Below are 26,112 nucleotides of genomic sequence, written 5' to 3'. Positions count from 1 at the left end.
AGGGGCGTTACCGCGCCGGCCGCCGACCACCGTCCGTCAGTCGGCCAGGCGCCGAGCACTGACCACCGTCGGCCAGTCGGCCAAGCGTCGACCACCGTCCACCGACCACCGTTCACCGACCGCCAGCCGGCCCGGCCGCCCCCGTCGCGTCACCCTAAGTCCCCCGGCCCCAACCCCGTCACGCACCCTCCCGGCGCGTCCCGAACCACCTCCCCGCGTCATCGCCATTCCCAATTTCTGGAACACGTTCTACGGTGTGCGCCGTCAGGTCGGGCCAGATCCTGTCGGGAAGGCAAGGGAGGCGCCGTGCATCTCGAATACACGCCGGAGCAGCAGCGGTTGCGGACCGAACTGCGGGACTACTTCGCCGAGTTGGTGCCGGACAACGCCTACGCGCGCTACGGCGACCCGGCGGCCCAGAAGCGCTTCTACCGCGCGACCGTCCGACGGCTCGGCACCGACGGCTGGCTCGGCGTCGGCTGGCCCGAGGAGTACGGCGGTCGCGGCCTGAGCCCGATGGAACAGTTCATCTTCTTCGACGAGGCCGCTCAGGCGGGCGTACCGCTGCCGCTGATGGCCCTCAACACCGTCGGCCCCACGATCATGCAGTTCGGCACCGACGAGCAGAAGGCCCACTTCCTGCCGAAGATCCTCTCCGGAGAGATCGACTTCGCCATCGGCTACAGCGAACCGGACGCCGGAACCGACCTCGCCGCCCTGAAGACCAAGGCGGTCCGGGAGGGCGACGAGGAGACCGGCCACTACACCGTGAACGGCCAGAAGATCTGGACCACCAACGGCGACACCGCCGACTGGGTGTGGCTCGCGGTCCGCACCGACCCCGACGCCCCGCCCCACAAGGGCATCACCATGCTCCTCGTCCCGACCAGCGACCCCGGCTACTCCTGCACCCTCATCAACACGCTCGCCTCGCACGACACCACCGCGAGCTACTACGAGAACATCCGCGTCCCCGCCACCCACCGGGTCGGCCGGGAGAACAAGGGCTGGCGGCTGATCACCAACCAGCTCAACCACGAACGCGTCACCCTCGCCGCCCACGGCACCATGGCCATCCGCGCCCTGCACGACGTCCAGCGCTGGGCCATGGAGACCAAACTCGACGACGGCCGCCGCGTCGTCGACCTCCCCTGGGTCCGCCGGAGCCTCGCCCGCACGCACACCCGCCTCGACGCCATGAAACTGATGAACTGGCGGATGGTGAACGCCGTCCAGGAAGGCACCCTCACCCCGCAGGACGCCTCCGCCGTCAAGGTCTACGGCTCCGAGGCCCGCCGGGACGCCTACGCCGCGCTCATGGAGATCGTCGCCGCGCCCGGCGTCCTCAAGGAAGGCTCCGCGGGCGCCGTCCTGCACGGCGAACTCGAACGCGGCTACCGATCCGCGGTGATCTTCACCTTCGGCGGCGGCAACAACGAGATCCAGCGGGAGATCATCGCCTGGATCGGCCTGGGAATGCCCCGGGTGCGGCGCTAGCCGGCGGCCGTTTCAGGCTAAAGGGTGTTGCAGAGGGCTCCGATCCGGGCCTTTTCCCTGCAGGGGTGGGGTGTTGAGGGCTGAGCTGTTGTGGGTGGAGACGTTCACGGGTCTGCGGATGCGGCATGGGGCAGCTCGCGCCGCTGTTCGGCTGCTCACCGGCGCCGGTGAGCCGGGTCATCCAGCGGCTGCGCTCGCTGCTCGCGATCGAGCCGGCGGCACGTCCGGCCGAGGCGATGGACCGGTTGTGGGATCGTGGACGGAACCTTGATCCCGGTCCGCGACGCAAGAGCGGAGCGTCCTCACGCAATCACCGATTCTCGGCGGACGTTCAGGTCATCATCGACGCTGAAACCAAGCTGGTGATCGCGGGGGCCCGGCCGATGCCGGGCAACACCGCTAACGCCAAGGCCTGGCGGGGTTCGGGCCTGGTCGCCGTTTGCGAGGGCGTGTCAGTACTGGCTGACGGCGCCTACATCAACACCGCGCTCGTCGTCCCGCACCGCAAACGCCCCGGCAGAACCCTGCCGGAGGGCAAGGAAAGGGACACCGCCGAACACCGCAAGATCCGGGCCCGCATCGAACACGCCTTCGCTCGCATGAAGCACTACAAGATCCTGCGTGACTGCCGGCAACGCGGCACCGGCCTCCATCACGCGGTCCAGGCCGTCGCCCACATGCACAACCTCGCCCCGGCAGCGTGACCAGGCCAGCCCGGAACCGGCCCCGCCCTGCCGAGACACGACCTTCTGCAACACGCTTCAAGCGCTGTCCCGTAGCTACAGGTGCCGCAGACTTTGGCTGCTTTCCCTAGTGCCAGTCGCCACCGCGCCGGACGACTACGACCTTGTCCGCTCGGTGGACGATCTGGCCGGTCTGATCACCGTTGACCAGGGCGGTGCGCAGGCACTGGTATTGGCGACGATCCGGCGACCAGCTGTCTTCTGCCCGAGTATCGGGCCTTCCTGCGGGGGCTTGCGGCTGACTGCGAGGACGAGCTGAGGGCGGCGGCCCGGTTGCACTGCCCGCCGGTCGCTGGAGGATCCGAGCCACCCATACCAAGGCGGACGAAGATATGACGACACCAGTGCCGGGATACCCGCCTTCGGTGATGGTCTTGCCGACGGCCCGCCTTCACACCGGATTCTCCCCAATGTCTTGCAGTTATTGCGGTTGCCCGGCAGGGGTCGGCCGACTGGGACGACGAGGCGGGTGTCGCCATCAATGGCGACCTGGTGGTTGGTGGAGTACCGGTAGCTCTCGGACTGTTCGGCCGCCGCGTGGTCGCGGGTGGGAACCAGGGTGCCGTCCACGATGAGCAGGGTGTCCTTGGCCCGAAGCGAAGTCGGGGCAAGTCAGCGTGAGAAGGGAGGTCAACCTGATCGATGAGCCGGTCAACCCCGGACTTCGAGATCCCGAACAGCGGAGCCAGTTGGCGCATCGTCAAGTTCGTGTGCCAGTAAGTCGTGACCAGTAGCACCCGGTCTTTCAGCGACAGGCTCCCCGGCCGGCCCCGAGGCACGGCATCAGCTCCTTCGCGGCGCGCGCGGTGACCAACGTTCGGAAACAGCGCAAGCTCAAGCCGGTGAACGGGCCTGTCCAAGACGGCTCCAATGCCGTAATCGCACCAGTCACATCGAGATCATTTCACTTGTGGTCAGCCGTTACGGGGGAGTCCCTAGGTTTCCGGGCTCGTTGACGTTCCGCACGGAGATCGTGCGGAACGGGGAATCGAGGCTTCTCCTTCCTGTCGACGCGCCAACCCCACGCGTCGACAGTCGAGTTGGTTGAAGGCGCCGAAGAGCAGAGCCCAACCGTGGTACTCGAAGAGCGGTGTGGCCGTGTCGTAGCCGGCCCACGTCGCACACAGCGTCGTTTCGGAGCCGTCCTGCCGCAAGGTGTGTGCCGTGGGGCGTTGTCCGTCTCCCGCCCAATCAGTCGCGCAGTGTGGCCAGTTCACCCTGCCCACTCCTGCCCATTGCGGACAGATGGCACCTTGCCGACACACATAAGCGGGGTATAGTCTCACTTACGAAGCGGGGTAAAGTCCGTATAGGGATCGGGCGTTGCCGTGTCCCCGTCGGGCGCTCTGTCCGACGGGCTGGTCGCTCCCCTGCCCGTACCCCGCAGGCTCGTTGTTCCTGTTATCACTGACCCCCTTAGGAGTCCTCATGGCCGGCATCACACCCGCCGAGCGCACCCGCTTAGGCGTCAGCACCGACGCATCCATAACGCCCGAAGTCAGCGGTACGGGCGCCTACTTGTTCGACAACGACACGGTCGAGGCGGCCGAGCAGGTCCGGCTGCTGGCCGAGGCGTTCGACGGTCACACCACCGCGGTTCTGGAGAACCTGGGCGTGGCCGACGACTGGCAGTGCCTCGACCTCGGCCCTGGGGCCGGAACCATCTCCGCCTTCCTGGCCGATCAGCTCGGACCGGCCGGTCACGTCACCGTCATCGACGAGAAGCCTCAGCACGTGAGGCCGCACGAACGCATCACGGTGGTCACCGGGGACATCGCCGCGACCGACTTCGGTCGGGAGCGATTCGACCTGATCCACGCCCGGCTGCTGTTCATGCACCTGCCGCAGCGCGAAGAAGTGATGATGAGGGCCGCGGCCGCTCTCAAGCCCGGTGGCACGCTGGTTGTTTCCGACTGCGACGCCAGCCACTACGACGAAATGCTCACGGCGGCTCCGCCAGGTGTCTCCGAGGCATTCGTCGCCTTCCAGGGTGCGCTGACCGGCATCGGCGTGAGCACCGGAATGGATCCCGTCTGGGCGCGGCGCATCCCCGCGGCGATGCGCGCCGCCGGACTCGGCGACATCACCACGCAGGTGTTCAACCGGCTCTGGGCCGGTGGCGAGGCGGCCATGCTGCTGTACGCGTGTATCAGCCGCCAGCTCGAAGACGGGCTGCTCGCGCGGGGTGTGGACCTCGCCGCGCTCGAGACCTTGCGCAAGGCGACGCGGGACCCGAACGTGTGGGCCTACTCATGGCCGATGTACACCGGTGTCGGTGTCCGTCCCGCCGCCTGAATCGGCGTCCGCCCCGAAGGTTTCGCCGAGGTCGAGCCATCGCGCACGGTTCGCCGGCGCCTTCCCACCGAAGGAATGAGGATCGGAAGTTGGACGCCTTACTTGCCCTGACGGATTCGGAAAGATCCCAACTGGCCGAGAAGCTGAAGAACATCGATGCCAGCCCTTACGACGATTACCCGTCCTTCAGAAATCTCGTTTCCGGGCTGATAGCCGACGGCGGTGTCCCCGCCCGGCTGATGCGGGCCGCTGAGAAGATCCGAAGCGACCGATCCGGAGGCGTCGCGGAGGCACACGTCCTGAGCAACTGCCCTGTTGATGAAGACCTTCCGGATGTCGGCAACGACGACCCCTCCGCGGAGAAGAAGAAGAGAAAAACCACGTTCGTGGGAGAGGGCTTCCTGGAACTCCTGGGCCAGATCACCAGGACGCCCCTGTTGTCCTACGCGAACCGGTTCGGTGGCGACTTCTTCATCGACGTCATCGCGATCAACAAGTACCTGGGAATGCAGACCGGATACAACGGCGGCGAGGTGGTCTTCCATAACGACCGCACGGCTCATCCCGTCCGCGCCGACTACATCACGCTCCTGGGAATGCGGTGCCCGGACCACGACCTGGTCTACACCGGCTTCGTCTCCGGGCGTCGACTGGTCGCCGAACTGTCGCCGCAGACGCGACAGGTGCTGCGAAAGCCCTACTACGTCACGCCGTTCGACGTCGTCTCCAAAGACGTGAACGCCGCTCTCGACAGCGTGTCCGCGCACCCGATCCTCAGCGGCCGGTCAGCATTGCGCTACCTCGACACGCACACCACGACCGCGGCGGACGCGCCGGTCGAGGCCAAGGACGCCCTGCTGGCGCTGAAGAACGCGCTCACCCGGGTTCCCAAGGAACGGCACCGGATGAAAGAGGGCGACGTGCTCACGTTCGCCAACCAGAACGGCCTCCACAACCGCGAGCAGATCGAGATCAGCGACGCCCAGAAGGCACTCGGCCGGTGGCTGCTCAAGACCTACGCGTTCGCCGACCAGGCTTCGGCCGACGCCCACCGCGACGCGTGGATCGACGGGGTCCCCGGCAGAGTCGGCGACTGACGGCCATCCCCTTTCGGCGGCCACCACGCACCCCGCTCGGCGAAGTACCGCTCGCGACGCCACTCCGCGACGAGTCCCGCGGAATCCCATGACGCCGGCGAACTCCCGTACCTCCGGCGGACTTTCGTGGGGGAGTGTCGCCCACCCCTTGCTTCGCCGCACCCTTCTTCCTCCACCGATGGAGTACTCAATGAGCAGCAATCGGACCCCGCGCCGTATCGGCATCTTCGACACGACGCTGCGCGACGGCGAACAGGCTCCCGGAAACGCCATGTCCGCCGCTGACAAGCTGGAACTGGCGCTACGCCTCGAAGCCGTCAACGTGGATGTCATCGAGGCGGGATTTCCCGCCTCCTCGCCCAGCGACTTCGAAGCGACCCGGATGGTCTCGGACGCGCTCACCCGGGCGCAGGTGTCGACCCTGGCACGGGCACGCAGGGACGACGTCGAAACCGCGGTCCAAGCCGCGGGAAGCCGACGTCACGTCCTGCAGATCCTGGGCACCGGCAGTGACGTCCACCTTCGGCACAAACTCGGCATTACCCGGCAGCAGGCCATCGACGACGCGGTGGACGCCGCCAAGTTCGCCACCTCGCTCGGAGTGGAGACCGTGTCGGTGGGGATCGAGGACGCCACCCGCGGAGACGTCGACTACCTCCGACAACTCACCGAACGGGTGGCAGAGGCCGGAGCCCGCTACATCCCGGTCGCCGATACGTCCGGGTGCGCGACCCCTGAGGAGTTCGGCGAGCTGATCGCCAAGATCCGCACGTGGGCGCCTGCCCCGGTGCGCATCGGCCTCCACTGCCACAACGACTTCGGCCTCGCGACCGCGAACGCCATCGCCGGACTGCAGGCGGGGGCCGACGACGTCCAGGTCACCGTAGGAGGAATCGGCGAGCGAGCCGGTAACACCGCACTGGAGGAGATCTGCGCACTCCTCGCCTACAAGAGCGACCAACTGGGCCTGTTCACCGACGTCGATGTCACCGCCATCTTCGCCGTTTACAACCGTCTCCGTGAAATCATCCGCTTGGAAGAACCCCGCAACAAGGCCATCTTCGGCAAGTACGCCTTCGGTACGGCGGCGGGCATTCACCAGGCGGGCATGCTACGCAACCCGGCAACGTACGAATATGTCGAACCCGCTCGCTTCGGCAGGGAACGCACCCTGCTGATCAGCAGGCACTCCGGCCGGGCGGTGCTCCGGCACCTGCTCGCCGAACTGGGCCTGCCGGTCGACACGGACACGGTGGACGAGATCTACCGCGTGTACATCGCGGAACGTGTCGAGAGCGACTGCGAGGACCTCTCGGTGCTCCGCCGGCGCCTGGAAGCCGACCTGATTTCCCACTGAGCGAACCGACGACCACCGCACGCGCTGATGGCCATGGAGTGGCCTGCCGGGTACCGGGCCGTTCGCCCGCCCTGCAGGCCGCCCGGTCGTTGGGCGCCGTGCAACGAAAAGGGAGGCACTACGTGTCGCAGTCAACGAGCCGCACAGGCCCGGTGGCGTCAGCGCGGACCCTCGCCGAGAAGATCTGGTCGGACCATGTGGTGCGCCCTCTCGAACACGGCGACGATCTGCTCTATATCGACCTGCACGTGCTGCACGAGGTCAACACCCCTCGCGCCTTCGACGACCTCCGGGCCTCGGGACGGACCGTCCGCCGCCCGGATCTCACCCTGGCCGTGGAGGACCACAACACACCCACCAGAGACGACGCGCTGGAGGACCTGGCGGGCATGCGGCAGCGCCGGCTCATCCGCGCCAACTGCGCCGAATTCGGCATCCAGTTGCATCGTCTGGGCGATGCCGACCAGGGAATCGTGCATGTCATCGTGCCCGAACTCGGCCTGGCCCGGCCGGGTATGACGATCGTCTGCTGCGATTCACACACGTCGACCCTGGGCGCCCTCGGCGTGCTGGCCTTCGGAATCGGCACGGGCCACGTCGAGCATGTCCTCGCCACGCAGACCCTTCCCCTCCACCGGCCGAGGGATCTGGCCGTCGAGGTTTCCGGTGCGCTGCCGGACGGCGCGACTGCCAAGGACCTGGCGCTCACGCTGATCGCTCAGATCGGCACGGGTGGCGGCCAGGGCGCCGTCATCGAGTATCGAGGTGAAGCCGTCCGTGGCTTGTCCATGGAAGCGAGGATGACGCTCTGCAACATGAGTATCGAGGCCGGCTCGCGGGCGGGACTGATCGGCGTGGACGACATCACCGTCGACTACCTCCGCGCGCGGGCGCAGGCTTCGGGGGCCGACGCACACCTGGCGGACGCCGATCCCCGGTGGCGCGAGATGAGAAGTGACGAGGACGCGCGGTTCGACGACATCGTCTCCCTCGACGCGTCAAGGGTCCGCTCCCGGGTCTCGTGGGGAACCAACCCCGCGCAAAATCTCCCGCTCGACGCCCGCGTTCCCGCCAAAGCGGACTTCGCCACGGAGCAGGAGTGGGCGTCGGCCCAACGAGCCCTGGAATATATGGATCTGCGGCCGGGCCAGTCGATGCGTGACATCGAAGTGAACACGGTCTTCGTCGGCTCGTGCACCAACGGACGGATCGAGGACCTCCGCGAAGCCGCATCCGTCCTGGCCGGCCGCAAGGTCGCCGAAGGCGTCCGCATGCTGATCGTCCCGGGTTCCGCGGCAGTCCGGCGCCAGGCCGTGGCAGAGGGCCTGGACCAGGTGTTCGGTGCCGCTGGTGCCGACTTCCGCACGGGGGCCGGCTGTTCGATGTGCTGTGGGCTCAACGAAGACCGCCTCGCGCCCGGCGAACGAGCCGCATCCACCAGCAACCGCAACTTCGAGGGACGCCAGGGCAAGCAGTCGCGAACCCACCTCGTCTCCCCGCAGGTCGCCGCCGCCACCGCCGTCACCGGCCGCATCACCGCACCGGACGAACTATGACCGAGACGCCCGTCCACATCGGGACCGCCGTTCCTCTGCGGCGCGACAACATCGACACCGACCAGCTCTCCCCGGCACGGTTCGTGCCCTACTTCCGGCCGCACGGCTACGCGAACATGCTGTTCGCGGACTGGCGCACAGATCCCGAGTTCGTACTCAACCGGCCTGAATACCAAGGGGCGACGGTTCTCGTCGCAGGCCGCGATTTCGGAACCGGGTCGTCGCGAGAGTCCGCCGTCTGGGCCCTGCGGAGCGCCAACTTCGATGTGGTCATCGCCGGCGGCTTCGGCGACATCTTCCGGGCCAACGCCACGACCCGCGGGCTCTGGACGATCGAGGTCGACCAGGACGTCATCGAACATCTGTGGGGCGAGGTCGAGGCGGATCCATGGCTTCCCGTCAGGGTCGATTTGGCCGCACGGCGCCTCGCCTTCGGAGCCTCGGAACGCCAGTTCCGCATCGACGAGCCGTTGCTCCGCCGTCTGATCGAACCGGGCGACCAGATCACCGAGACGCTCGTCCACGTCGCCGCCATAGAAGCATTCGAGTCGAGAAGGACCGCACGATGAATTCCCCGAAGAGCCTCGCGGAACGTCCCCGCCTCTCCCCGGCGTGCGCGATGACGGGCCGGAGGCCGGCGAGATGACCAGGATCGGGATCATAGGCGGTGGCCCACGGGCGATGAGCGTTCTGGAGCGGCTCGCCGCCCGGATGACGGCCACAATCGAGCCGGTCGAGATCTACCTCATCGACTCCGTGCAGGTCGGCTGCGGGCGAGTGTGGCGTACGGATCAGCCTGACTGGTTCCTCATGAACACGGTGGCAGGCGAGATCACCGCCTTCTCCGGACCACCGGACTCCGGCCCGCCCCGGCCCGGAGCCGGCCCCTCGTTCGCGCAATGGTGGGACCTGGCCGACCCGGGCCGAACACACGCCAACGACTACGCCCCGCGCAGCCTCTACGGTCGCTACCTGCTTTTCCTCCTCGCCCGCATCGAAGAGGCGCTGCCGCCGTCGGCCTTGCTGCACGGCCTCACCGCGCGGGTGGACGACCTCCACAAGGAAGCGGACGGCGGGTACCGCCTCACCCTGCATGACGGGGCGGAGATCCACGTCGACCAGGCGGCCATCGTCACCGGCCACGGTCATCCGCGCCTTGCCGGGCCTCTGCTGGAGTTACAGCGCTTCGCAGACACGCACGCTGATCTGCTGTTCATTCCCGGCGACTCGGCCGCGGACATGCCGCTGTCCGACATCGCCCCTCGCGGCAAGGTCGGCGTCATCGGAATGGGCCTGACCTTCTACGACGTCGTGGCCGCACTCACTGTCGGACGCGGAGGGACGTTCCACGGAGCACCGCGGAACCTGCGCTACTCCGCCAGTGGGAGAGAACCACTGCTCTACGCCGGCTCGCGCAGCGGATTCCCCCAACCGAGCCGCGGCCGCAACCAGAAGCCGGCGGCCTTCCAGTACCAGCCCGTCTTCTTCACGGAGGCACTTGTCCGCCGTGACGCGGGCACCGGCCAACTCGACTTCCACCGGCACCTGCTGCCCCGGCTGATGGCGGAGGTCGACTTCGTCCACCTCGCCGCCATCCTGCGCGAACGCTTCGGACCCGCTCGCGCAGACGAGTTCACCGCTCGGATCCGGGCGGCGGACGGCACGCGTCTTTCCGTACTGACGGAGTGCGCGGCCGAATTCGGCCTGACCGATCGGGCCGGCCTCGACTTCGACGCCCTCGCCCTCCCATTCGCCCATCGGGCGTTCACCAGCCAGGCCGCCTTCGAAAGAGAACTCGTGTCCGCCCTGGACGCCGACCTGTCCGAGGCTGAACGCGGCAACGTGGACTCCCCGGTCAAGGCCGCCCTCGATGTACTGCGAAGCCTGCGCGGGGTCATCCGGGAGCTCACCGACTTCGGCGGCCTGGAACCGGAATCGCACCGGTCGGGTCTCGTCGGCTGGTACGCACCGCGCAGTGCCTTCCTGGCCGCCGGACCGCCGCTGATCCGACTGCGTCAGACAACAGCCCTGATCAGGGCGGGCATCCTCCGCGTGGTCGGCCCCCGGACGCGGTACACGGCCGACGCGGCCACCGGGACGTTCCGCGTTTCCTCTCCACACGTGCCGGGCGCGTCCGAGACGGTCGACACCATCATCGACGCCCGGATCCCTCCTCCGGAGATCACCGCCGACACCTCCCCGCTGTCCCGGATGCTGCTGCGCCGCGGGCTCTGGCGTGAGTTCGTCAACGGCGGAACGTTCCACACCGGCGGCATCGAGGTGACCCGCTCTCCGTTCCACCCCGTAGGCGTGAACGGACAGCCAGAACGCGGCCTGTACGTGCTGGGCATCCCTGCCGAGCACTCGCGCTACTTCACCCAGGTCGTCGCCACCGGTCCCACCGGATGGAGCGAATTCATGCGTGACGCGGACGACGTGGCCCGTCACATGCTGAGGCCCGCTGAACAGCCCAAGCGTCAACCCCTGACGATCGGAACCTGACCATGCCCCGTCCGGCACTGCTTGTCCTCGACATGATCAACGAACTCGTCCATCCCGACGGGCATTACGCGCACGTCTGCCGCGACCAGGTTGCCCGGCGCCGCGTGATCGACCACACGGCGACCGCCATCGCCCGCGCCCGCTCTCTGGACATTCCCGTCATATATGTCGTGCTCGGCTACAGCGGCCACTACGAGGACTGGCCTTCGCGGTCCATCCTCTTCGGGCCGCCCGACCCCGAGCGGCGGTTCACCCTCGGCTCCTGGGGCACACAGGTACACGAGCGGCTGGCCCCCAAGCCCGGCGAGGACGTCGTCGTCAAACAGCGGGTGAGCCCGTTCCACGGAACGAACCTCGAACTCCTGCTGCGCGCGAGGAAGACCGACACGCTACTCCTGGCGGGCGTCGCCACCGACCTGGTCGTGCTCATGGCCTCGAGGGAAGCCCATGACCTGGGCTTCGCGGTGGAGATCCTGGAAGAGGCGACAGCGACGAGCGATTCCGCACTGCAGGACGCCGCACTGCTCCTGCTGGCCCGCACCGCGGTGATCAGCAGCGTCGACGCGTCACTTCCGCCCTCCCTCCCGGACGCGGCATGAAGCCTCGGCCCGCTCCGATCGCGACGTCCCTCGGGCGGTCACCGACCGTCGCCCTGCTCGACGAGGCCCAACGGCAGAAGGCCCGCGGTGTCCAGGTGTTCAATCTGAGCGGGGGTGAGCCCGACTTCCCCACTCCCGCTCACATTGTGCGACCGGCCGTCGAAGCGCTGGAGGCCGGCTTCACGCACTACACGCCGAGCCGAGGACTGCCGGAACTACGCGATGCCATCGCGGCCAAGCTGCTCGCGGAGAACGGCATCACCGCGGACCCGGAAACGGACATCGTCGTCACCCCCTCAGCCAAGCACGGGATGTTCATCGCCCTCGCCGGGGTCATCGCACCCGGGGACGAGGTCCTGGTCCCCTCTCCCGCATGGGTCAGCTACGCCCCGATGATCACCCTGCTCGGAGGGCGTCCGGTCGACGTCCCGCTCGACCCGAGTGATCAATTCACGATCACCGAGGAACAACTCACCGCCGCGGTCACCCCGCGCACCAGGGCGATCCTGGTCAACTCGCCGAACAACCCGACGGGCCGGATGCTCAGCCCCGCCGAGGCCGACGCCGTCACCCGCGTTGCCCGCGCGTACGACCTGTCCATCCTCGCGGACGAGATCTACGAGCACATCCGATACGGCGGCCGGAGTCACGTCAGCCTGGCGGCATGGCCCGGCGGTACCGGCCGGACCATCACCGTCAACGGCTTCTCCAAGAGCCACGCTATGACGGGCTGGCGGCTCGGCTATGTGGCGGGGCCGGCCGCCGTCATGCGTGAGGTGGTGAAAGTGCAGGAACACACCGTCGGCTGCGCCGCCTCCTTCGTCCAGCGGGGCGCGCTCGCCGCTTTCACCGACGAGTCCCAGGTCGCTGTGCGGGAAATGGTGGCGAGCTACGACGGCCGGCGACGGTACGTGGTCGACGCGCTCAACAAGATGTCCGGCATCGCATGTGCCGACCCGGAGGGAGCCTTCTACGTCCTGCCGGACATCTCCCGGCTCGGCTTCGGCTCGGCGCGGGAGTGCGGTGCCTGGCTACTGGAACACGCCGGTGTACTGGTCACACCGGGCAGCGCCTTCGGTCCCACTGTCGGCCAACACGTTCGTCTGTCGTTCGCCGCATCCCCGGAAACGCTGGCGACGGCGATCGAGCGGCTCGGCACGGCGCTGGCGGGAAGGGAGTTGACACAGGCGGCGGCAGCGGTAAGCCCCGCGGCCCGCTGAGGAAAGTGCTGCCTGTGGTGGGTGGTCAGGGCCTGCAGACCCGTTCGACCAGGAACTGCCAGGCCGAGCCCAGGCTCTGTTCGATCTGCGGGCCCGCATTGGTCAGCGTGTCGGCGGACAGGTACAGCAGAAGGGGCCCGTCGAGCGCGGCGGTGAGCTGGGTCGCGAGCAGGTCGAGGTCCGCGCCGTCGAGGTTCAACTGCCGCAGGAGCATCCGGATATGCATCTGGGACCCGGGCGTCTGAGCGCTGCTGGGGATGGGCTGCCGGCCGTCGAGCGCGAATCTCGCGATCTCCGTGTTCTCGATCAGCAGGCGCACCCGGGCCCGGCCGTAGGCGATCAGGCGGTCGACCGGCGGCGCGCCGGGGCCGAGTGGCGGCGGGCCGGACAGCACCCGCTCCTGTAGATCCCGCTCGATCTCGTCGAGCAGCGCACGGAAGATTCCCGCCCGGGTGCCGAAGCGCCGGAACACGGTGCCTTTGCCCAGGCCCGACCGCTCGGCCAGCGCGTCCATCGTGAGCTGATCGGGACCGGACTCGTCCAGCATGAGACGAGCGGTTGCCAGGAGATGCGCGCGGTTTCGCGCGGCGTCCGCCCGTTCCGGCCGAGGTGGTCCCCAGCTGACCGATATCCCGTTCATGGCGGTGATCCTAACAGCCATCGAGCGATACGGGGTATAGTCCGTTTACTCTGCTTGGCCGATGCGGCACCGGATGCGGCACCGGTTTGGCCCCGGCGTTCACTCCTGCGGATGCCGCCGTGAGGCGGGTGTCGGGGCCGCCGGGACGGGCTCGGTCCGCGAGGGTCGTCTCCGGGACCCCTGGGTGCCGGAGCGCACCTCCACCGAGGCCGACCCGGTACCGACCGACGGACCGGTGGGCGGTCGGGGCCGTTCGGTCACGGCGCTGCTTGATCTCGCGTCGCAGGGGCCGCGCAGCACGGCCGTCCGCATGCCGCGCACGGTCCACAACAACGGCCAGGGCGGATTCGCCGGCCTGCTGACCGAGCAGGTGCGCCGCACCGGCGTGGCCGGTTACCCCGGTGACGGAACCCAGCGCTGGCCGGCCGTGCACGCGCGCGACGCGGCGGTCCTGTTCCGCCTGGCCCTCGAGTCCGCGCCGGCCGGGACGGCCTGGCAGGCAGTCGCCGACGAGGGGGACGCGATGCGGGACATCGCGGCCGTCATCGGCCGGCGACTGAACCTGCCGGTCGAGGCGGTGCCAGAGGAGAACTTCGGCCCGTTCGGCCCGATCTTCGCCATGGATCAGCCCGCCTCCAGCGAGCACACCCGTGCTGCCCTCGGGTGGCAGCCGACCCATCCCAGCCTCCTTGCGGACCTGGAAAACATCCAGCCCTGACCGCGCCGGGGGCGGGGCACCGAGACGACCGCCCCGTCAGCGGGGGGCACCAGGTGTACCCGTCGTCAGTCCGAAGCCGCCAGCGTCGCCAGCAGGGACAGCGCCTCGGCCGTCGGGGAGTCCGGGGCCGCGTGGAGCAGCAGGGCCTCGAACTGCTGGGGGCCGGCCACCTGGAACTTCTCGACCAGCAGTTCCAGCGGGCCGACCCGTGGATGCCGTATGCGGAAGGTGGTCTCCTGCGCGGTGCGGACGTCGTGGCGGGCCCACAGACGGCGGAACCGTTCGCTCTTGAGGGAGAGTTCGCCGATCAGGGCGTGCAGGCGCTCGTCGTCGGTCTCGGTGCCGATCTGGGCGCGGAGGTGGGCCACGGCGGTGGCCGTGTACCGCTGCCAGTCGTCGCGGTACTCGCGCGCCGCCCGCTCGGTGAAGAGCACCCGCAGGCGATTCGTCCCGGGCTTCAGCTCCGGCGACAGCGCGCGGGCCAGACGGTTGGCGGCCAGCACGTCGCTGTACTTGTTGAACACCAGGGCGGGCACGTTCAGCGTGTCCAGCAGCAGGAGGAGGTTCGCGGGGACGCGCTCGTCCCCGGGGTCCGGCCGGCCGCGCGTCCGGCGGCCGGTCAGCGACATCAGATAAGCCGTGCCCTCGGCGTCGAGCTGGAGCACACCGGCCAGCGCGTGGACGACCTGGGCGGAGGGGTTGCGGTCGCGGCCCTGCTCCAGACGCAGGTAGTACTCGACGCTGATGCCCGCCAGCATGGCCACTTCCTCACGGCGCAGCCCCGGCACCCGGCGTATCCCGTGACCGGCCGGCAGGCCCGCCTCGGCCGGGGTGATGAGTTCGCGCCGGGCTCGCAGAAAATCTCCGAGAGCGTTGTCCACGTCCTTCAGCATATGCGGCCGCAATCAGGAGCGGGTGTCCCTGTCACTACCAGGAACAGCGGGAACTGGAACCCCTCCTTCGCACCGGTGAAGGTGACGGTATGACGACACGGACATGGTTCATCACGGGGGTCAACAGCGGGTTCGGCCGGGAACTGGCCGAGCAACTGCTCGCGCGCGGCGACCGCGTGGCCGGGACCGTACGCAGGGAAGGTTCGGTCGACGACCTGCGGGCCGCGTACGGGGAGCGGTTCTGGCTCGGGCACCTCGACGTCACCGACCTGGCCCGCGTACGGGAGGTCGTCGACGCGGCCTTCGCCGACCTGGGCCATATCGACGTCGTCGTGATCAACGCGGGATACGGCCTCTTCGGCGCCGCCGAGGAGTTCACCGACGAGCAGGTGGTCCACCAGATCACCACCAACCTGCTCGGCTCGATCCAGACCGCGCGAGCCGTGCTGCCGCACCTGCGCGCCCAGGGCCGCGGCCGGATCATCCAGCTGTCCTCCGTCGCGGGCCTCGCCGCCCACCCCGGCGCCTCGCTCTACCACGCGGGCAAGTGGGGCGTCGAAGGGTTCATGGAGGCGCTCGCCGACGAGGTCGCCCCGTTCGGCATCGAGGTGACCCTGGTCGAGCCCGGTGGTGCGCGCACCTCGTTCACCGGCAGCAGCCTGCGGCTGAGCGAACCGCTGGCCGCCTACGACAACACCCCGGCCGCTGCCGTGCGCGTCTTCAAGGACATCGCCGTCCCGGTGCCCGGCGATCCGGTCAAGGTCGCCGCCAAGATCATCGACAGCGCGTCGCGGGAACCCGCCCCGCTGCGGCTGGTGCTGGGCAGCGACTGCTACCAGGGGGCCACCGCCGCGCTGCGCAAGCGCCTCGCCCAGATCGAGCCCCAGCAGGCGAGTGCCGCCGAGACCGACGCGGACGCCTGACCACCCCCCACGCACACCGCGGGTTTCACCGCCTGCCCCGCGGGCTGATCACAGGAGCACGACACCACCACCATGGACACCATCGACGTCAAGACGACGGCCGGAACGGTCCGGGGCACGCTCACCGGTCGCGTCGCCGCGTTCAAGGGCATCCCCTACGCCGAGGCGCCCTTCGGCCAAAACCTCTTCCGGCCGCCCGTCCCGCGCGGTGCCTGGGAAGGCGTACGGGACTGCGCCGACTACGGCCCGCGCTGCCCGCAGCCGTCCTCGGGCCTGTTCACCGACCGGGCGACGGGCGAGGACTGTCTGACGGTCAACGTCTGGGCGCCGCAGGGAGCGTCCGGGCTGCCGGTCCTGTTCTGGATCCACGGCGGCGGCTTCCTGATGGGCTCCAACGCCGACCCGGGAACGGACGGCTCCTCCTTCGCCCGCGACGGCGTGATCCTCGTCAGCTGCAACTACCGCCTCGGCGCGTTCGGCTTCCTGCACGCCGGACACCTCGACGACGCCTACGCCACCGCCTCCGGCGCCTATGGTCTGGCCGACCAGATCGCCGCGCTGCGCTGGACGCGGGACAACATCGCCCGGTTCGGCGGCGACCCCGGCAACATCACCGTCTTCGGCGGCTCCGCGGGCGCCACCTTCGTCGACTCCCTGCTCGGCTGCCCCGCCGCCCAGGGCCTGTTCCGGCGCGCGGTCTCCCAGAGCGCCGCCGGCGCCCCCCTGTTCGGCTACCCCGCGAAGGCGGCCGAGACGATCGCCGACGTCATGCTCGCCAAGCTCGGCGTGCCCGCGTCGGAGCTGCCCGCCCTCGCCCCGGACCGCATCCTCGAAGCCCAGCGCGAGATCATGTCCGAGGTGCAGCGCGGTGAACACCCCGAATGCGGCCGGATGACCATCCCCTTCGTCCCGCTGACCAGCGGCGACCTGCTGCCCCGCCCGCCCTTCGACGCCATCGCCGACGGGGTGGGCGCCGACGTCGAGCTGATCATCGGCACCAACCGCGACGAGTGCACCCTGTACGGGCTGTTGGAGGAGATGGGCGCCGCGGAGACGGGCATGTCCCCGGGCGCCTGGGACGCCGCCCCGGCACTCCAGGAGTGGATCCTCGGCACCTACGAACGCGGGCACGAACAGGGCTCCCCGATCCCGCCGGAGATCTCGATGGCCTCCGACCGGGCCTTCCGCATCCCCTCCCTGCGCATCGCGGAAGCGCACCGGCGCGCCGGCGGATCGACCCGTGTCTACCAGTTCGCCTGGCGCAGCCCCGCCTTCGGCGGACGCGTCGGTGCCTGTCACGGCATCGAAGGTCCCTTCGTCTTCGACGACTTCGCCCTGCCCATCACCCGGGCCCTCATCGGAGAGCACACCCCGCACCACGTCAGCGCCGCCATGCACGGAGCCTGGACCTCCTTCGCCGCCAGCGGTGATCCCTCCGCCACCGGCCACGTACCCGACTGGCCCCTGTACACGGCGGTCGGCCGCCCGACCATGGTGTTCAACGAGACCACCGGCGTGGTGGACGACCCGGACAGCGCGGGGCGGAAGGCCTGGGACGGTGTCGACCTGCGCCTGTGACCAACCCCGAGTCAGGCGGTGCGGAGCGAGGCGGCCTGTTCCCGCAGGGCCGTCACCATCGCCTCGGCCTGGGCGGAGGGGCGCGGCCGGGTCACGACGACGGTCGCGCGGCCCGGCCAGTGGCCGTCGGTGACCGCCACCGCCCGTACACCCGCCGGAAGGGCCGGCAGGGCCAGGTCGGGCAGGACGGTGAGGCCCAGACCGGCCGCGACCAGGCCGAGGCGGGTCGGCCAGCCGCGCGCGGTGTGGGCGATACGCGGGTCCGTGAGGGTCGGCCAGGCTCCGAACTGCGGCTCGCCCGCCGCGCCGTCCCCGACGATCCACTGTTCGTGGGCCAGGTCCGCGACGGTGACACGGTCCTGGTCCGCGAACCGGTGGGTGTCCGGGACGACCACCAGAAGCTCGCCCCGGAGGAGAGCGGCCTGCCGCAGCTCGCCCAGGTCGTAGTCCGGCAGGCCGTGGCCGACCCCGATGACCGCCACGTCCAGCCGGCCCGTCCGGAGCCGCCGCAGCAGGGCGGGCGTCGAAGCCTCCTCCAGGACGACGGCGAGACCCGGATGGCCCGAGGTCACCTGTGCCATCGCCCGGGGGACCAACGCCATGGCGGCGGTGGGGTACGAGCCGACCGCCAGGCGCCCCGCGAGCCGGTCGCGCAGGCCGGCGAGTTCCAGCTCGGTCGCCGCGAGGTCGGCGAGAATCTCCGTCGCGCGCCGGACCAGCACCTGGCCCGCCGGGGTGAGCGCCACCCCCCGGTGCCCGCGCTCGAAGACGGGCCCTCCGGCCGCCGCCTCCATGGCGGCGACCTGACGGGACACGGCCGACTGCGTGTAGCCGAGCGTCTCGGCGGCCCGGGTGAACGATCCCGAGGCGGCGACCTGGTGAATCACGCGAAGACCCGCGAGGGTGAACTCGGCCATGGCCCGGAACCTAGCATGCGCGCAGAGCATGGAATTCATGCGAAACCATCGTTGGACCGCATGGCCGGGCCGGGGGCAGGCTGGCGGTATGACACAGCGATTCACTCGGGACGAACTCGTGGCGCGCCTGGTACGGGCCGGTGAGCTGGAGGTGTCCGGCGAGGACCCGGCCGAGGCGGCGACGTACTTCGACACGGAGAAGTTCCGTTTCCACGGTCCGGACGGTTTCGAGTCCGACTTCGCCGGACTCACCGACTACTTCGCGTCCGTACGCGAGGCCTTCGCCGACCGGTCGATCCGGCGCGGCATCGTGGTGGCCGAGGGCGACCACGTGGCCTGCCAGACCTGGATCGAGGGCACCTTCGTCCGCGAGTTCACCCACGCACCGGCCGGGCCGCTGCCCCCCAACGGCGGGCACGTCGTCTTCGACCTGCTCAACATCTTCCGCTTCGACGACCGAGGACGCCTCGTGGAGGAGTGGGTACGCACCGACAACCGCGCCCTGCTGCGCCAACTGGGCGCCGGGGACAGCTAGCCGGCACCCCGTCCGAGACCCACAGGCCCCACGCGGCGCCGCCACCCCGGGACACCGCCCCGGCACCCTCCGTCCCGGCGCCATCCCCCGGCCGTGTCACGGCTCCGCCCCGGCTTGCGCCCCGCGGCGTACCCAGGCGGCGGAGGGCTCGCCATACTGGGGCAGGGCCGGGGGGCTCGGGGCTGAGCAGTGGCGGGGGCGAGCACACGCGATGGCGGAGAGCAGGCTGATCCAGGGCCGGTACCGGCTGCTGGATCTCATCGGGCGCGGCGGCATGGGCGAGGTGTGGCGGGCGCGGGACGAGTCGCTGGGGCGGCACGTCGCCGTCAAGTGCCTCAAACCGCTCGGGCCGCAGCAGGACCAGTCGTTCGGCGGCGTCCTGCGGGAGCGGTTCCGGCGCGAGGCGCGGGTGGCGGCGGCCCTGCAACACCGCGGGGTGACCGTCGTCCACGACTTCGGCGAGTCCGACGGCCTGCTGTACCTCGTGATGGAACTGCTGGAGGGACACAACCTCGGCCAGGCCCTGGAGGAGAACGACCGCCGCCCCCTCGCCGTGGACCAGGTGATCGACATCGCCGGGCAGGTGACCGCCGCCCTCGACTACACCCACCGGCAGGGCATCGTGCACCGCGACCTGAAGCCCGCCAACATCATGCGGCTGACCGACGGCACCGTGAAGATCTGCGACTTCGGCATCGCCCGCCTCGGCCACGACATCGGGTTCACCTCACGGCTCACGGGCACCGGCATCGCGATGGGCACCCCGCACTACATGTCACCGGAGCAGATCGGCGGCACGGAGGTCGACCAGCGCAGCGACCTCTACTCGTTCGGCTGCGTGCTCTACGAGATAGCCACCGGGGCGCCGCCGTTCGACCTGGAGGACGCCTGGTCCATCCTCGTCGGCCACCGCGACACCGTGCCCGAACCGCCCCGCCGGCACCGCGCGGAACTGCCCGAGTACCTGGAGCGGATCATCCTCGACCTGCTCGCCAAGGAGCCCGAGCGGCGGCCCCAGGACGCGCGGGAGGTCGCCCTCCGTATCGACGCCGGACGGGTCACGCCCCTGTACGTGCCCACGGTGATCACCCCCGCCCTGGTCCAACCCGGCTCCTCCCAGGGGTCGTTGACGCCCGCGCCCCCGTCGTCCGGGCCGGTACCGGCCTCCCGCGCCTCCCGGCTGCCGTCCTGGACCGAGGGCATGACGACCGGTCACAAGGCAACCGGCGCCGGACCGCGGGCCACCCCGCCGGACCCCTCGGCCGGTCTCACCGGCGAATGGACCGCCCGCCCCGCCACCGCCGTACGGTCGCAGCCGTCGCACCCCGAACGGCCGCTTCCGTCGAAGGAGTTGGTCTCCGCGCTCGCGGGCCGCCACGACTTGGCACTGAACCTCGGGCGGCTCGGCCGGTGGGCCGAGGCGGGCGAGGCGCACCGTTCCGTCGCCGCCGAACGCGAACACCTCCTCGGGCCAGACCACCCCGACACCCTCGCCAGCCGCTACGAGGTCGGCTTCACCCTCAGCCGCACCGGACACCCCGCCGAGGCACTGAAGGAGTACACCCAGGTCGCCCGAGTCCGGGAACGGGTGCTCGGCGCCGACCACCCGGACACCCTCGCCGCACGACAGGAAATGGCCTACGTCATGGGCCGGTTGGGCCGCCACTTCGAGGCCCACCAGGCCTACACAGCGGTCCTCGCCGTCCGGGAACGCGTGATGGGCGCCGACCATCCCGACACCCTGCGCTGCCGCCACAACCTCGCCTTCAACCTCAGCCGGCTCGGCCGCCCGGAGGACTCGTACCGCATGGCGAACGAGGTCGCCGCCGCCCGCGCCCGGGTGCTCGGCCCCGCCCACCCCGACACCCTCGTCACCCGCTTCGAAGTCGCCTACGCGCTCGGCCAGTTGGGCCGCTGGATCGAGGCGCTCCAGACCTACCAGGAGGTCGCCGACAGCCGCGCCCGGACGCTCGGGCCCGACCACCCCGACACCCTCGCCGCCCGCTACGAGGTGGGCATCAGCCTCGGCCGGCTCGGCCGCAGCGCCCAGGCCCTCGACCTGTACCGCGCCCTCCTCGACGACCGCACCCGCGTCCACGGCCCCGACCACCCCGAGACCCTGCGCGCCCGCCACGGCCTCGGCGTCAACCTCGGCCGCATGGCCCGCTGGGAGGAGGCGCTGGCCGAGTCCCGCGAGGTGTGCGCGCTGCGCGAGCGGGTCCTCGGCGCGGAGCATCCCGACACCCTGGTCAGCCGGCGCGAGGTCGCCGTCGGCCTCGGCTGGCTCGGCCGCTGGACCGACGCCCTCACCGAGTACCGGCGCGTCGCGACCGCCCGCGAACGCGTGCTGGGCGCCGACCATCCCGACACGCTGGCCAGCCGCAACGACGAGGCGCACTGCCTGGAGCAGCTGGGGCGCCACCAGGAGGCGGTGGACCTGTACCGGAGGGTGGCGGTGCTCAGACAGCAGCGGGCGGCCGGGGGACGCTAGCGGGCGCCGGTCCCGCAGTCCCGCCGAACAGCGGACCCCCGCCCCGCCGAACAGCGGACCCCCGCCCCGCCGAACAGCGGATCCCCGCCCCGCCGAACAGCGGACCCTCGCCCATCTGGGCCCCGCCCATCCAGCCCCCTCATCTGGACCCCCAGCCCATCCGGCCGCCCGCCGCCTGCCCCGCCCCCTGGCCGACGTAGATCACCCCGTGCTACCAAGAACCATGGCCGCACACGAGGGATACGACGTGGTGATCGTCGGCGGGGGTCACAACGGACTCGTCGCCGCCGCCTATCTGGCCCGGGCCGGACGGTCCGTGCTGGTGCTGGAGCGGCTTGGGAACACCGGCGGCGCCGCCGTGTCCACCCGGCCGTTCGCCGGGGTCGACGCACGGCTGTCGCGCTACTCGTACCTGGTGAGCCTGCTGCCCCGCAAGATCGTGCGGGATCTCGGCCTCGACTTCCGCGTCCGCGGTCGCACCATCTCCTCGTACACCCCCGTCGAGCGGGACGGCCGGCCCACCGGGCTGCTCGTCGGCGGCGGCGAGCGCCGGACCCGTGAGGCGTTCGCGCGGCTGACCGGATCGGACCGCGAGTACGAGGCCTGGCAGCGGTTCTACGCGCTCACCGGACGCGTCGCCAAGAACGTGTTCCCCACCCTCACCGAACCCCTGCCCACCCGGGCGGAGCTGCGGGCCCGCGTCGACGACGCGGAGGCCTGGCGGATACTGTTCGAGGAACCCGTCGGCGCGGCCGTCGAGGAGTACTTCACCGACGACCTCGTCCGCGGCGTCGTCCTGACCGACGCGCTGATCGGCACCTTCGCCGACGCCCACGACCCGTCCCTGCGCCAGAACCGCTGCTTCCTCTACCACGTCATCGGCGGCGGCACCGGTGCCTGGGACGTGCCCGTCGGCGGCATGGGCGCCCTCACCGACGCGATCGCCGGCGCCGCCCGGAGCGCCGGCGCGGTGATCGCCACCGGACACGAGGTGCTGCGCGTCGACACCGACGGCACCTCCGCCGAGGTCGGCTACCGCACGGCCGACGGCGAGGGAACCGTCGCCGCCCGGCACGTCCTGGTGAACGCCTCGCCACAGGAACTCGCCCGGCTCACCGGGGACGAGCCGCCCGCCCCCGCAGAGGGCGCGCAGCTCAAGGTGAACATGCTCCTCAAACGGCTGCCGCGGCTGCGCGACACCTCCGTCGACCCGCGCGAGGCGTTCGCCGGCACCTTCCACATCGCCGAGGGGTACGAGCAGCTGGCCGCCGCGCACGCCCAGGCCGCCGCCGGGGACCTGCCCGCCGCCCCGCCCTCGGAGATCTACTGCCACTCGCTCACCGACCCGAGCATCCTCGGCCCGGACCTCGCCGGCCAGGGCTACCAGACCCTCACGCTCTTCGGACTCCACACGCCCGCCCGGCTCTTCGCACGGGACAACGACGGCGTACGGGAGGAACTGCTGAAGTCGACCCTGGCCCAGTTGGAGGCGCACCTCGCCGAGCCGCTCGCGGACTGCCTGGCCACCGACGCCGACGGCAGGCCGTGCGTCGAGGCGAGGACCCCGCTGGACCTGGAGCGCGACCTGCGGCTGCCGGGCGGCAACATCTTCCACCGCGACCTCGCCTTCCCCTACGCCCAGGAGGGCACCGGCCGCTGGGGCGTCGAGACCCGGCACGCCAACGTGATGCTGTGCGGGGCGGGCGCCGTGCGCGGCGGCGGGGTGAGCGGAGTGCCGGGCCACAACGCCGCGCAGGCCGTACTGGAAGACCTCGGCGCCGAGGAGTAGCCGCCGTCGGCAAGGAAACTGACGGAGCATCAGAAAAGGCCTTCCCTCGTCCGGAGGTCTGCGGCATCCTGCGCCCATGCAGACGGAGCTGAGCAACAGACTGGGAGTCGAGCACGCCGTCTTCGGCTTCACGCCGTTCCCCGCCGTCGCCGCGGCCATCAGCAGGGCCGGCGGACTCGGTGTGCTCGGGGCGGTCCGCTACACCGCCCCCGACGACCTCGAACGCGACCTCGACTGGATCGAGGCGCACCTCGACGGCCGACCCTACGGACTCGACGTCGTCATGCCCGCCAAGAAGGTCGAAGGGGTCACCGAGGCCGACGTCGAGGCCATGATCCCTGAGGCTCACCGCCAGTACGTCAAGGACACCCTCGCCAAGTACGGAGTGCCCGAACTCCCCGAGGGCGAGGTGTCCGGGTGGCGCATCACCGGCTGGATGGAAGAGGTCGCCCGGGGCCAGCTCGACGTCGCCTTCGAACATCCGGTCAAGCTGCTCGCCAACGCCCTCGGCTCGCCGCCCGCCGACGTGATCGAGCGCGCCCACGCCCAGGGGATGCTGGTCGCGGCGCTCGCCGGGAGTGCCCGGCACGCCCGCAAACACGCCGAGGCGGGCATCGACATCGTCGTCGCCCAGGGCTACGAGGCGGGCGGCCACACCGGCGAGATCGCCTCGATGGTCCTCACGCCCGAAGTCGTGGACGCCGTCGCCCCGTTGCCCGTCCTCGCCGCCGGCGGCATCGGCAGCGGCCAGCAGGTGGCCGCCGCGTTCAGCCTCGGCGCCCAGGGCGTATGGCTCGGCTCGGTCTGGCTGACGGTCACGGAAGCGGACCTGCACGCGCCCGCCGTCACCCGCAAGCTCCTCGCCGCCGGTTCCGGTGACACCGTCCGCTCCCGCGCCCTCACCGGCAAGCCCGCACGACAGCTCCGCACCGAGTGGACCGACGCCTGGGACGACCCCGACGGCCCCGGCACCCTGCCCATGCCGCTCCAGGGCCTGCTCGTCGCCGACGCCGTCTCCCGCATCCAGACGTACGAGGTGGAGCCGCTGCTCGGCACCCCGGTCGGCCAGATCGTCGGCCGGATGAACAGCGAACGCCCGGTCCAGGAGGTCTTCGACGACCTGACCCGCGGCTTCGAACGGGCCGTGGACCGCATCAACCGCATCGCCGGCCGGAAGGACCCCGCATGAGCACCGCCCCGAACGGCTTCTGGGCCCAGGCCGCCGCCGACCCCGGCCGCGTCGTCCTCGTCACCCCCACCGGCGACGAATGGACCGCCGGACGCCTGCACGGCGCCGCCAACCAGCTCGTCCACGGACTGCGCGCCGCGGGCCTCACCCGGGGCGACGCCTTCGCGGTCGTGCTCCCGAACGGCGTCGAGTTCTTCGTCGCCTACCTCGCCGCCTCGCAGGCCGGCTTCTACCTCGTCCCCGTCAACCACCATCTCGTCGGCCCGGAGATCGCCTGGATCGTCTCCGACTCCGGCGCCAAGGTCCTCATCGCCCACGAACGGTTCGCCGACACGGCCCGGCACGCCGCCGACGAGGCCGGGCTTCCCGCACGCGGGCGCTACGCCGTCGGCGCGATCGACGGCTTTCGCCCGTATGCCGAACTCCTCGACGGACAGCCCGAGTCGGCGCCCGAGGACCGCACCCTCGGCTGGGTCATGAACTACACCTCGGGCACCACCGGCCGGCCGCGCGGCATCCGGCGCCCGCTGTCCGGCAAGCTCCCCGAGGAGTCGTACCTCGGCGGGTTCCTCGCCATCTTCGGCATCCGGCCCTTCGACGACAACGTGCACCTCGTCTGCTCGCCGCTCTACCACACCGCCGTGCTCCAGTTCGCGGGCGCGTCCCTGCACATCGGCCACCGGCTCGTCCTGATGGACAAGTGGACGCCGCGGGAGATGCTCCGGCTCATCGACGCCCACCGGTGCACCCACACCCACATGGTGCCGACCCAGTTCCACCGGCTGCTGGCCCTCCCCGAGGACGTCCGGGCCCGGTACGACGTGTCGTCCATGCGGCACGCCATCCACGGCGCCGCCCCCTGCCCGGACCATGTGAAGCGGGCGATGATCGAGTGGTGGGGGCCCAGCGTCGAGGAGTACTACGCGGCCAGCGAGGGCGGCGGCGCCTTCGCGACCGCCGAGGACTGGCTGAAGAAGCCCGGCACCGTCGGCAAGGCCTGGCCCATCAGCGAACTCGCCGTCTTCGACGACGACGGGAACCGGCTGCCGCCCGGTGAACTCGGCACCGTCTACCTGAAGATGAGCACCGGCGGGTTCTCGTACCACAAGGACGAGACCAAGACGCGCAAGAACCGGATCGGGGACTTCTTCACCGTCGGCGACCTGGGCTACCTCGACGAGGACGGCTATCTCTTCCTGCGCGACCGCAAGATCGACATGATCATCTCGGGTGGCGTCAACATCTACCCGGCCGAGATCGAGTCCGCGCTGCTCACCCACCCCGCCGTCGCCGACGCCGCCGCCTTCGGCATCCCGCACGACGAGTGGGGCGAGGAGGTCAAGGCCGTGGTCGAACCCGCCCCCGGCCACGAACCCGGCCCCGCCCTCGCGGAGGCGATCCTCACCCACTGCGCCGCCCTGCTGGCCGGCTACAAGCGCCCCAAGAGCGTCGACTTCGTCCCGGCCATGCCCCGCGACCCCAACGGAAAGCTCTACAAACGACGCCTGCGGGACCCGTACTGGGAGGGCCGGACCCGGACGGTGTGAGCGGGAGCGGGAGGGCGAACGGGGCA

The 26,112-nt window shown here is 70.4% G+C and carries 19 protein-coding genes and 3 pseudogenes; 18 read left to right on the top strand and 4 right to left on the bottom strand.

Going from position 1 to position 26,112, the window contains the following annotated elements; translation table 11 throughout:
• Positions 1-306 precede the first annotated feature (306 nt).
• Together AB0912_RS17455 and AB0912_RS17450 are read left to right on the top strand one after the other, a co-directional pair.
• A complete protein-coding gene (locus tag AB0912_RS17455; protein ID WP_366700492.1) occupies positions 307-1,497 on the top strand; it encodes an acyl-CoA dehydrogenase family protein in 1,191 nt (396 codons plus the stop codon).
• A gap of 118 nt (positions 1,498-1,615) precedes the next feature.
• Positions 1,616-2,201 (top strand): annotated as a pseudogene (locus AB0912_RS17450) (transposase family protein).
• Positions 2,202-2,571: 370 nt separating this feature from the next.
• On the opposite strand, the pseudogene AB0912_RS17445 reads toward AB0912_RS17450, so the two are convergent.
• Positions 2,572-3,132 (bottom strand): annotated as a pseudogene (locus tag AB0912_RS17445) (transposase family protein); the annotation flags it as partial.
• 536 nt (positions 3,133-3,668) lie between these two features.
• Here AB0912_RS17445 and AB0912_RS17440 point away from each other — a divergent pair.
• The 8 genes from AB0912_RS17440 to AB0912_RS17405 all read left to right on the top strand — a co-directional run bounded on the left by AB0912_RS17440 (position 3,669) and on the right by AB0912_RS17405 (position 12,866).
• Positions 3,669-4,535: a methyltransferase domain-containing protein gene (locus AB0912_RS17440; RefSeq protein WP_366700490.1), complete on the top strand. Its 867-nt coding sequence runs from the start codon at positions 3,669-3,671 to the stop codon at positions 4,533-4,535.
• A gap of 89 nt (positions 4,536-4,624) precedes the next feature.
• On the top strand, positions 4,625-5,632 hold the full coding sequence (locus AB0912_RS17435) for a TauD/TfdA family dioxygenase (protein WP_366700488.1): 1,008 nt from the start codon (positions 4,625-4,627) through the stop codon (positions 5,630-5,632).
• Positions 5,633-5,822: 190 nt separating this feature from the next.
• Positions 5,823-6,989: a pyruvate carboxyltransferase gene (locus AB0912_RS17430; protein ID WP_366700486.1), complete on the top strand. Its 1,167-nt coding sequence runs from the start codon at positions 5,823-5,825 to the stop codon at positions 6,987-6,989.
• Positions 6,990-7,141: 152 nt separating this feature from the next.
• On the top strand, positions 7,142-8,545 hold the full coding sequence (leuC, locus tag AB0912_RS17425) for a 3-isopropylmalate dehydratase large subunit (RefSeq protein WP_366700484.1): 1,404 nt from the start codon (positions 7,142-7,144) through the stop codon (positions 8,543-8,545).
• On the top strand, positions 8,542-9,114 hold the full coding sequence (leuD, locus tag AB0912_RS17420; protein WP_366700482.1) for a 3-isopropylmalate dehydratase small subunit: 573 nt from the start codon (positions 8,542-8,544) through the stop codon (positions 9,112-9,114). The genes leuC and leuD overlap by 4 nt, the downstream gene beginning before the upstream one ends.
• Before the next feature lie 73 nt (positions 9,115-9,187).
• Positions 9,188-11,047: an FAD/NAD(P)-binding protein gene (locus tag AB0912_RS17415; protein WP_366700480.1), complete on the top strand. Its 1,860-nt coding sequence runs from the start codon at positions 9,188-9,190 to the stop codon at positions 11,045-11,047.
• 2 nt (positions 11,048-11,049) lie between these two features.
• Positions 11,050-11,646 carry an isochorismatase family cysteine hydrolase gene (locus tag AB0912_RS17410; protein WP_366700478.1) on the top strand — a complete coding sequence of 199 codons (597 nt, stop codon included), beginning with the start codon at positions 11,050-11,052 and terminating at the stop codon, positions 11,644-11,646.
• Positions 11,643-12,866: a pyridoxal phosphate-dependent aminotransferase gene (locus AB0912_RS17405; RefSeq protein ID WP_366700476.1), complete on the top strand. Its 1,224-nt coding sequence runs from the start codon at positions 11,643-11,645 to the stop codon at positions 12,864-12,866. The genes AB0912_RS17410 and AB0912_RS17405 overlap by 4 nt, the downstream gene beginning before the upstream one ends.
• 25 nt (positions 12,867-12,891) lie before the next feature.
• Here AB0912_RS17405 and AB0912_RS17400 read toward each other — a convergent pair whose 3' ends face one another.
• Positions 12,892-13,506, bottom strand: a complete 615-nt coding sequence (locus AB0912_RS17400) for a TetR/AcrR family transcriptional regulator (RefSeq protein WP_366700474.1) — start codon at positions 13,504-13,506, stop codon at positions 12,892-12,894.
• Positions 13,507-13,673: 167 nt separating this feature from the next.
• Between AB0912_RS17400 and AB0912_RS17395 the strand changes: the two are divergent.
• Positions 13,674-14,224 (top strand): annotated as a pseudogene (locus AB0912_RS17395) (3-beta hydroxysteroid dehydrogenase); the annotation flags it as partial.
• Between the two features lie 65 nt (positions 14,225-14,289).
• Here the strand turns inward: AB0912_RS17395 and AB0912_RS17390 are convergent.
• Positions 14,290-15,105, bottom strand: a complete 816-nt coding sequence (locus AB0912_RS17390; RefSeq protein WP_366700472.1) for a helix-turn-helix transcriptional regulator — start codon at positions 15,103-15,105, stop codon at positions 14,290-14,292.
• 101 nt (positions 15,106-15,206) lie between these two features.
• Here AB0912_RS17390 and AB0912_RS17385 point away from each other — a divergent pair, with 101 nt between their 5' ends.
• Both AB0912_RS17385 and AB0912_RS17380 read left to right on the top strand, forming a co-directional pair.
• Positions 15,207-16,040 (top strand): SDR family oxidoreductase, encoded by an 834-nt coding sequence (locus AB0912_RS17385; protein WP_366700470.1) that lies wholly within the window; start codon positions 15,207-15,209, stop codon positions 16,038-16,040.
• Positions 16,041-16,112: 72 nt separating this feature from the next.
• Positions 16,113-17,618, top strand: a complete 1,506-nt coding sequence (locus AB0912_RS17380) for a carboxylesterase family protein (RefSeq protein WP_366700468.1) — start codon at positions 16,113-16,115, stop codon at positions 17,616-17,618.
• An 11-nt stretch (positions 17,619-17,629) separates the two neighbouring features.
• Here the strand turns inward: AB0912_RS17380 and AB0912_RS17375 are convergent, their stop codons facing one another.
• Positions 17,630-18,535: a LysR family transcriptional regulator gene (locus AB0912_RS17375; protein WP_366700466.1), complete on the bottom strand. Its 906-nt coding sequence runs from the start codon at positions 18,533-18,535 to the stop codon at positions 17,630-17,632.
• A gap of 88 nt (positions 18,536-18,623) precedes the next feature.
• Here AB0912_RS17375 and AB0912_RS17370 point away from each other — a divergent pair, with 88 nt between their 5' ends.
• The 5 genes from AB0912_RS17370 (at position 18,624) to AB0912_RS17350 (ending at position 26,086) form a co-directional block, all read left to right on the top strand.
• Entirely contained in the window at positions 18,624-19,070 is a 447-nt protein-coding gene (locus AB0912_RS17370) for an ester cyclase (protein ID WP_366700464.1), read from the top strand.
• Positions 19,071-19,281: 211 nt separating this feature from the next.
• Positions 19,282-21,561 carry a serine/threonine-protein kinase gene (locus AB0912_RS17365; RefSeq protein ID WP_366700462.1) on the top strand — a complete coding sequence of 760 codons (2,280 nt, stop codon included), beginning with the start codon at positions 19,282-19,284 and terminating at the stop codon, positions 21,559-21,561.
• A 223-nt stretch (positions 21,562-21,784) separates the two neighbouring features.
• Positions 21,785-23,350 carry an NAD(P)/FAD-dependent oxidoreductase gene (locus AB0912_RS17360; RefSeq protein WP_366700460.1) on the top strand — a complete coding sequence of 522 codons (1,566 nt, stop codon included), beginning with the start codon at positions 21,785-21,787 and terminating at the stop codon, positions 23,348-23,350.
• A 76-nt stretch (positions 23,351-23,426) separates the two neighbouring features.
• The gene (locus AB0912_RS17355; protein WP_366700457.1) at positions 23,427-24,539 is read left to right on the top strand and encodes a nitronate monooxygenase family protein; all 1,113 of its coding nucleotides are present in this window, start codon (positions 23,427-23,429) and stop codon (positions 24,537-24,539) included.
• The gene (locus AB0912_RS17350; RefSeq protein WP_366700455.1) at positions 24,536-26,086 is read left to right on the top strand and encodes an acyl-CoA synthetase; all 1,551 of its coding nucleotides are present in this window, start codon (positions 24,536-24,538) and stop codon (positions 26,084-26,086) included. The genes AB0912_RS17355 and AB0912_RS17350 overlap by 4 nt, the downstream gene beginning before the upstream one ends.
• Positions 26,087-26,112: the final 26 nt, after the last annotated feature.

The organism is Streptomyces sp. NPDC007084, assembly GCF_040703595.1.
In the GTDB taxonomy this organism is placed as follows: domain Bacteria; phylum Actinomycetota; class Actinomycetes; order Streptomycetales; family Streptomycetaceae; genus Streptomyces.
This window is presented reverse-complemented; position numbering and strand designations above follow the sequence as displayed.

Coding starts and splice junctions, on each gene's coding strand:
- AB0912_RS17440 (WP_366700490.1), top strand. CDS start 3,669: ATGGCCGGCATCACACCCGCCGAGCGCACCCGCTTAGGCGTCAGCACC.
- AB0912_RS17430 (WP_366700486.1), top strand. CDS start 5,823: ATGAGCAGCAATCGGACCCCGCGCCGTATCGGCATCTTCGACACGACG.
- leuD (WP_366700482.1), top strand. CDS start 8,542: ATGACCGAGACGCCCGTCCACATCGGGACCGCCGTTCCTCTGCGGCGC.
- AB0912_RS17415 (WP_366700480.1), top strand. CDS start 9,188: ATGACCAGGATCGGGATCATAGGCGGTGGCCCACGGGCGATGAGCGTT.
- AB0912_RS17410 (WP_366700478.1), top strand. CDS start 11,050: ATGCCCCGTCCGGCACTGCTTGTCCTCGACATGATCAACGAACTCGTC.
- AB0912_RS17405 (WP_366700476.1), top strand. CDS start 11,643: ATGAAGCCTCGGCCCGCTCCGATCGCGACGTCCCTCGGGCGGTCACCG.
- AB0912_RS17400 (WP_366700474.1), bottom strand. CDS start 13,506: ATGAACGGGATATCGGTCAGCTGGGGACCACCTCGGCCGGAACGGGCG.
- AB0912_RS17385 (WP_366700470.1), top strand. CDS start 15,207: ATGACGACACGGACATGGTTCATCACGGGGGTCAACAGCGGGTTCGGC.
- AB0912_RS17380 (WP_366700468.1), top strand. CDS start 16,113: ATGGACACCATCGACGTCAAGACGACGGCCGGAACGGTCCGGGGCACG.
- AB0912_RS17375 (WP_366700466.1), bottom strand. CDS start 18,535: ATGGCCGAGTTCACCCTCGCGGGTCTTCGCGTGATTCACCAGGTCGCC.
- AB0912_RS17370 (WP_366700464.1), top strand. CDS start 18,624: ATGACACAGCGATTCACTCGGGACGAACTCGTGGCGCGCCTGGTACGG.
- AB0912_RS17365 (WP_366700462.1), top strand. CDS start 19,282: ATGGCGGAGAGCAGGCTGATCCAGGGCCGGTACCGGCTGCTGGATCTC.
- AB0912_RS17360 (WP_366700460.1), top strand. CDS start 21,785: ATGGCCGCACACGAGGGATACGACGTGGTGATCGTCGGCGGGGGTCAC.
- AB0912_RS17355 (WP_366700457.1), top strand. CDS start 23,427: ATGCAGACGGAGCTGAGCAACAGACTGGGAGTCGAGCACGCCGTCTTC.
- AB0912_RS17350 (WP_366700455.1), top strand. CDS start 24,536: ATGAGCACCGCCCCGAACGGCTTCTGGGCCCAGGCCGCCGCCGACCCC.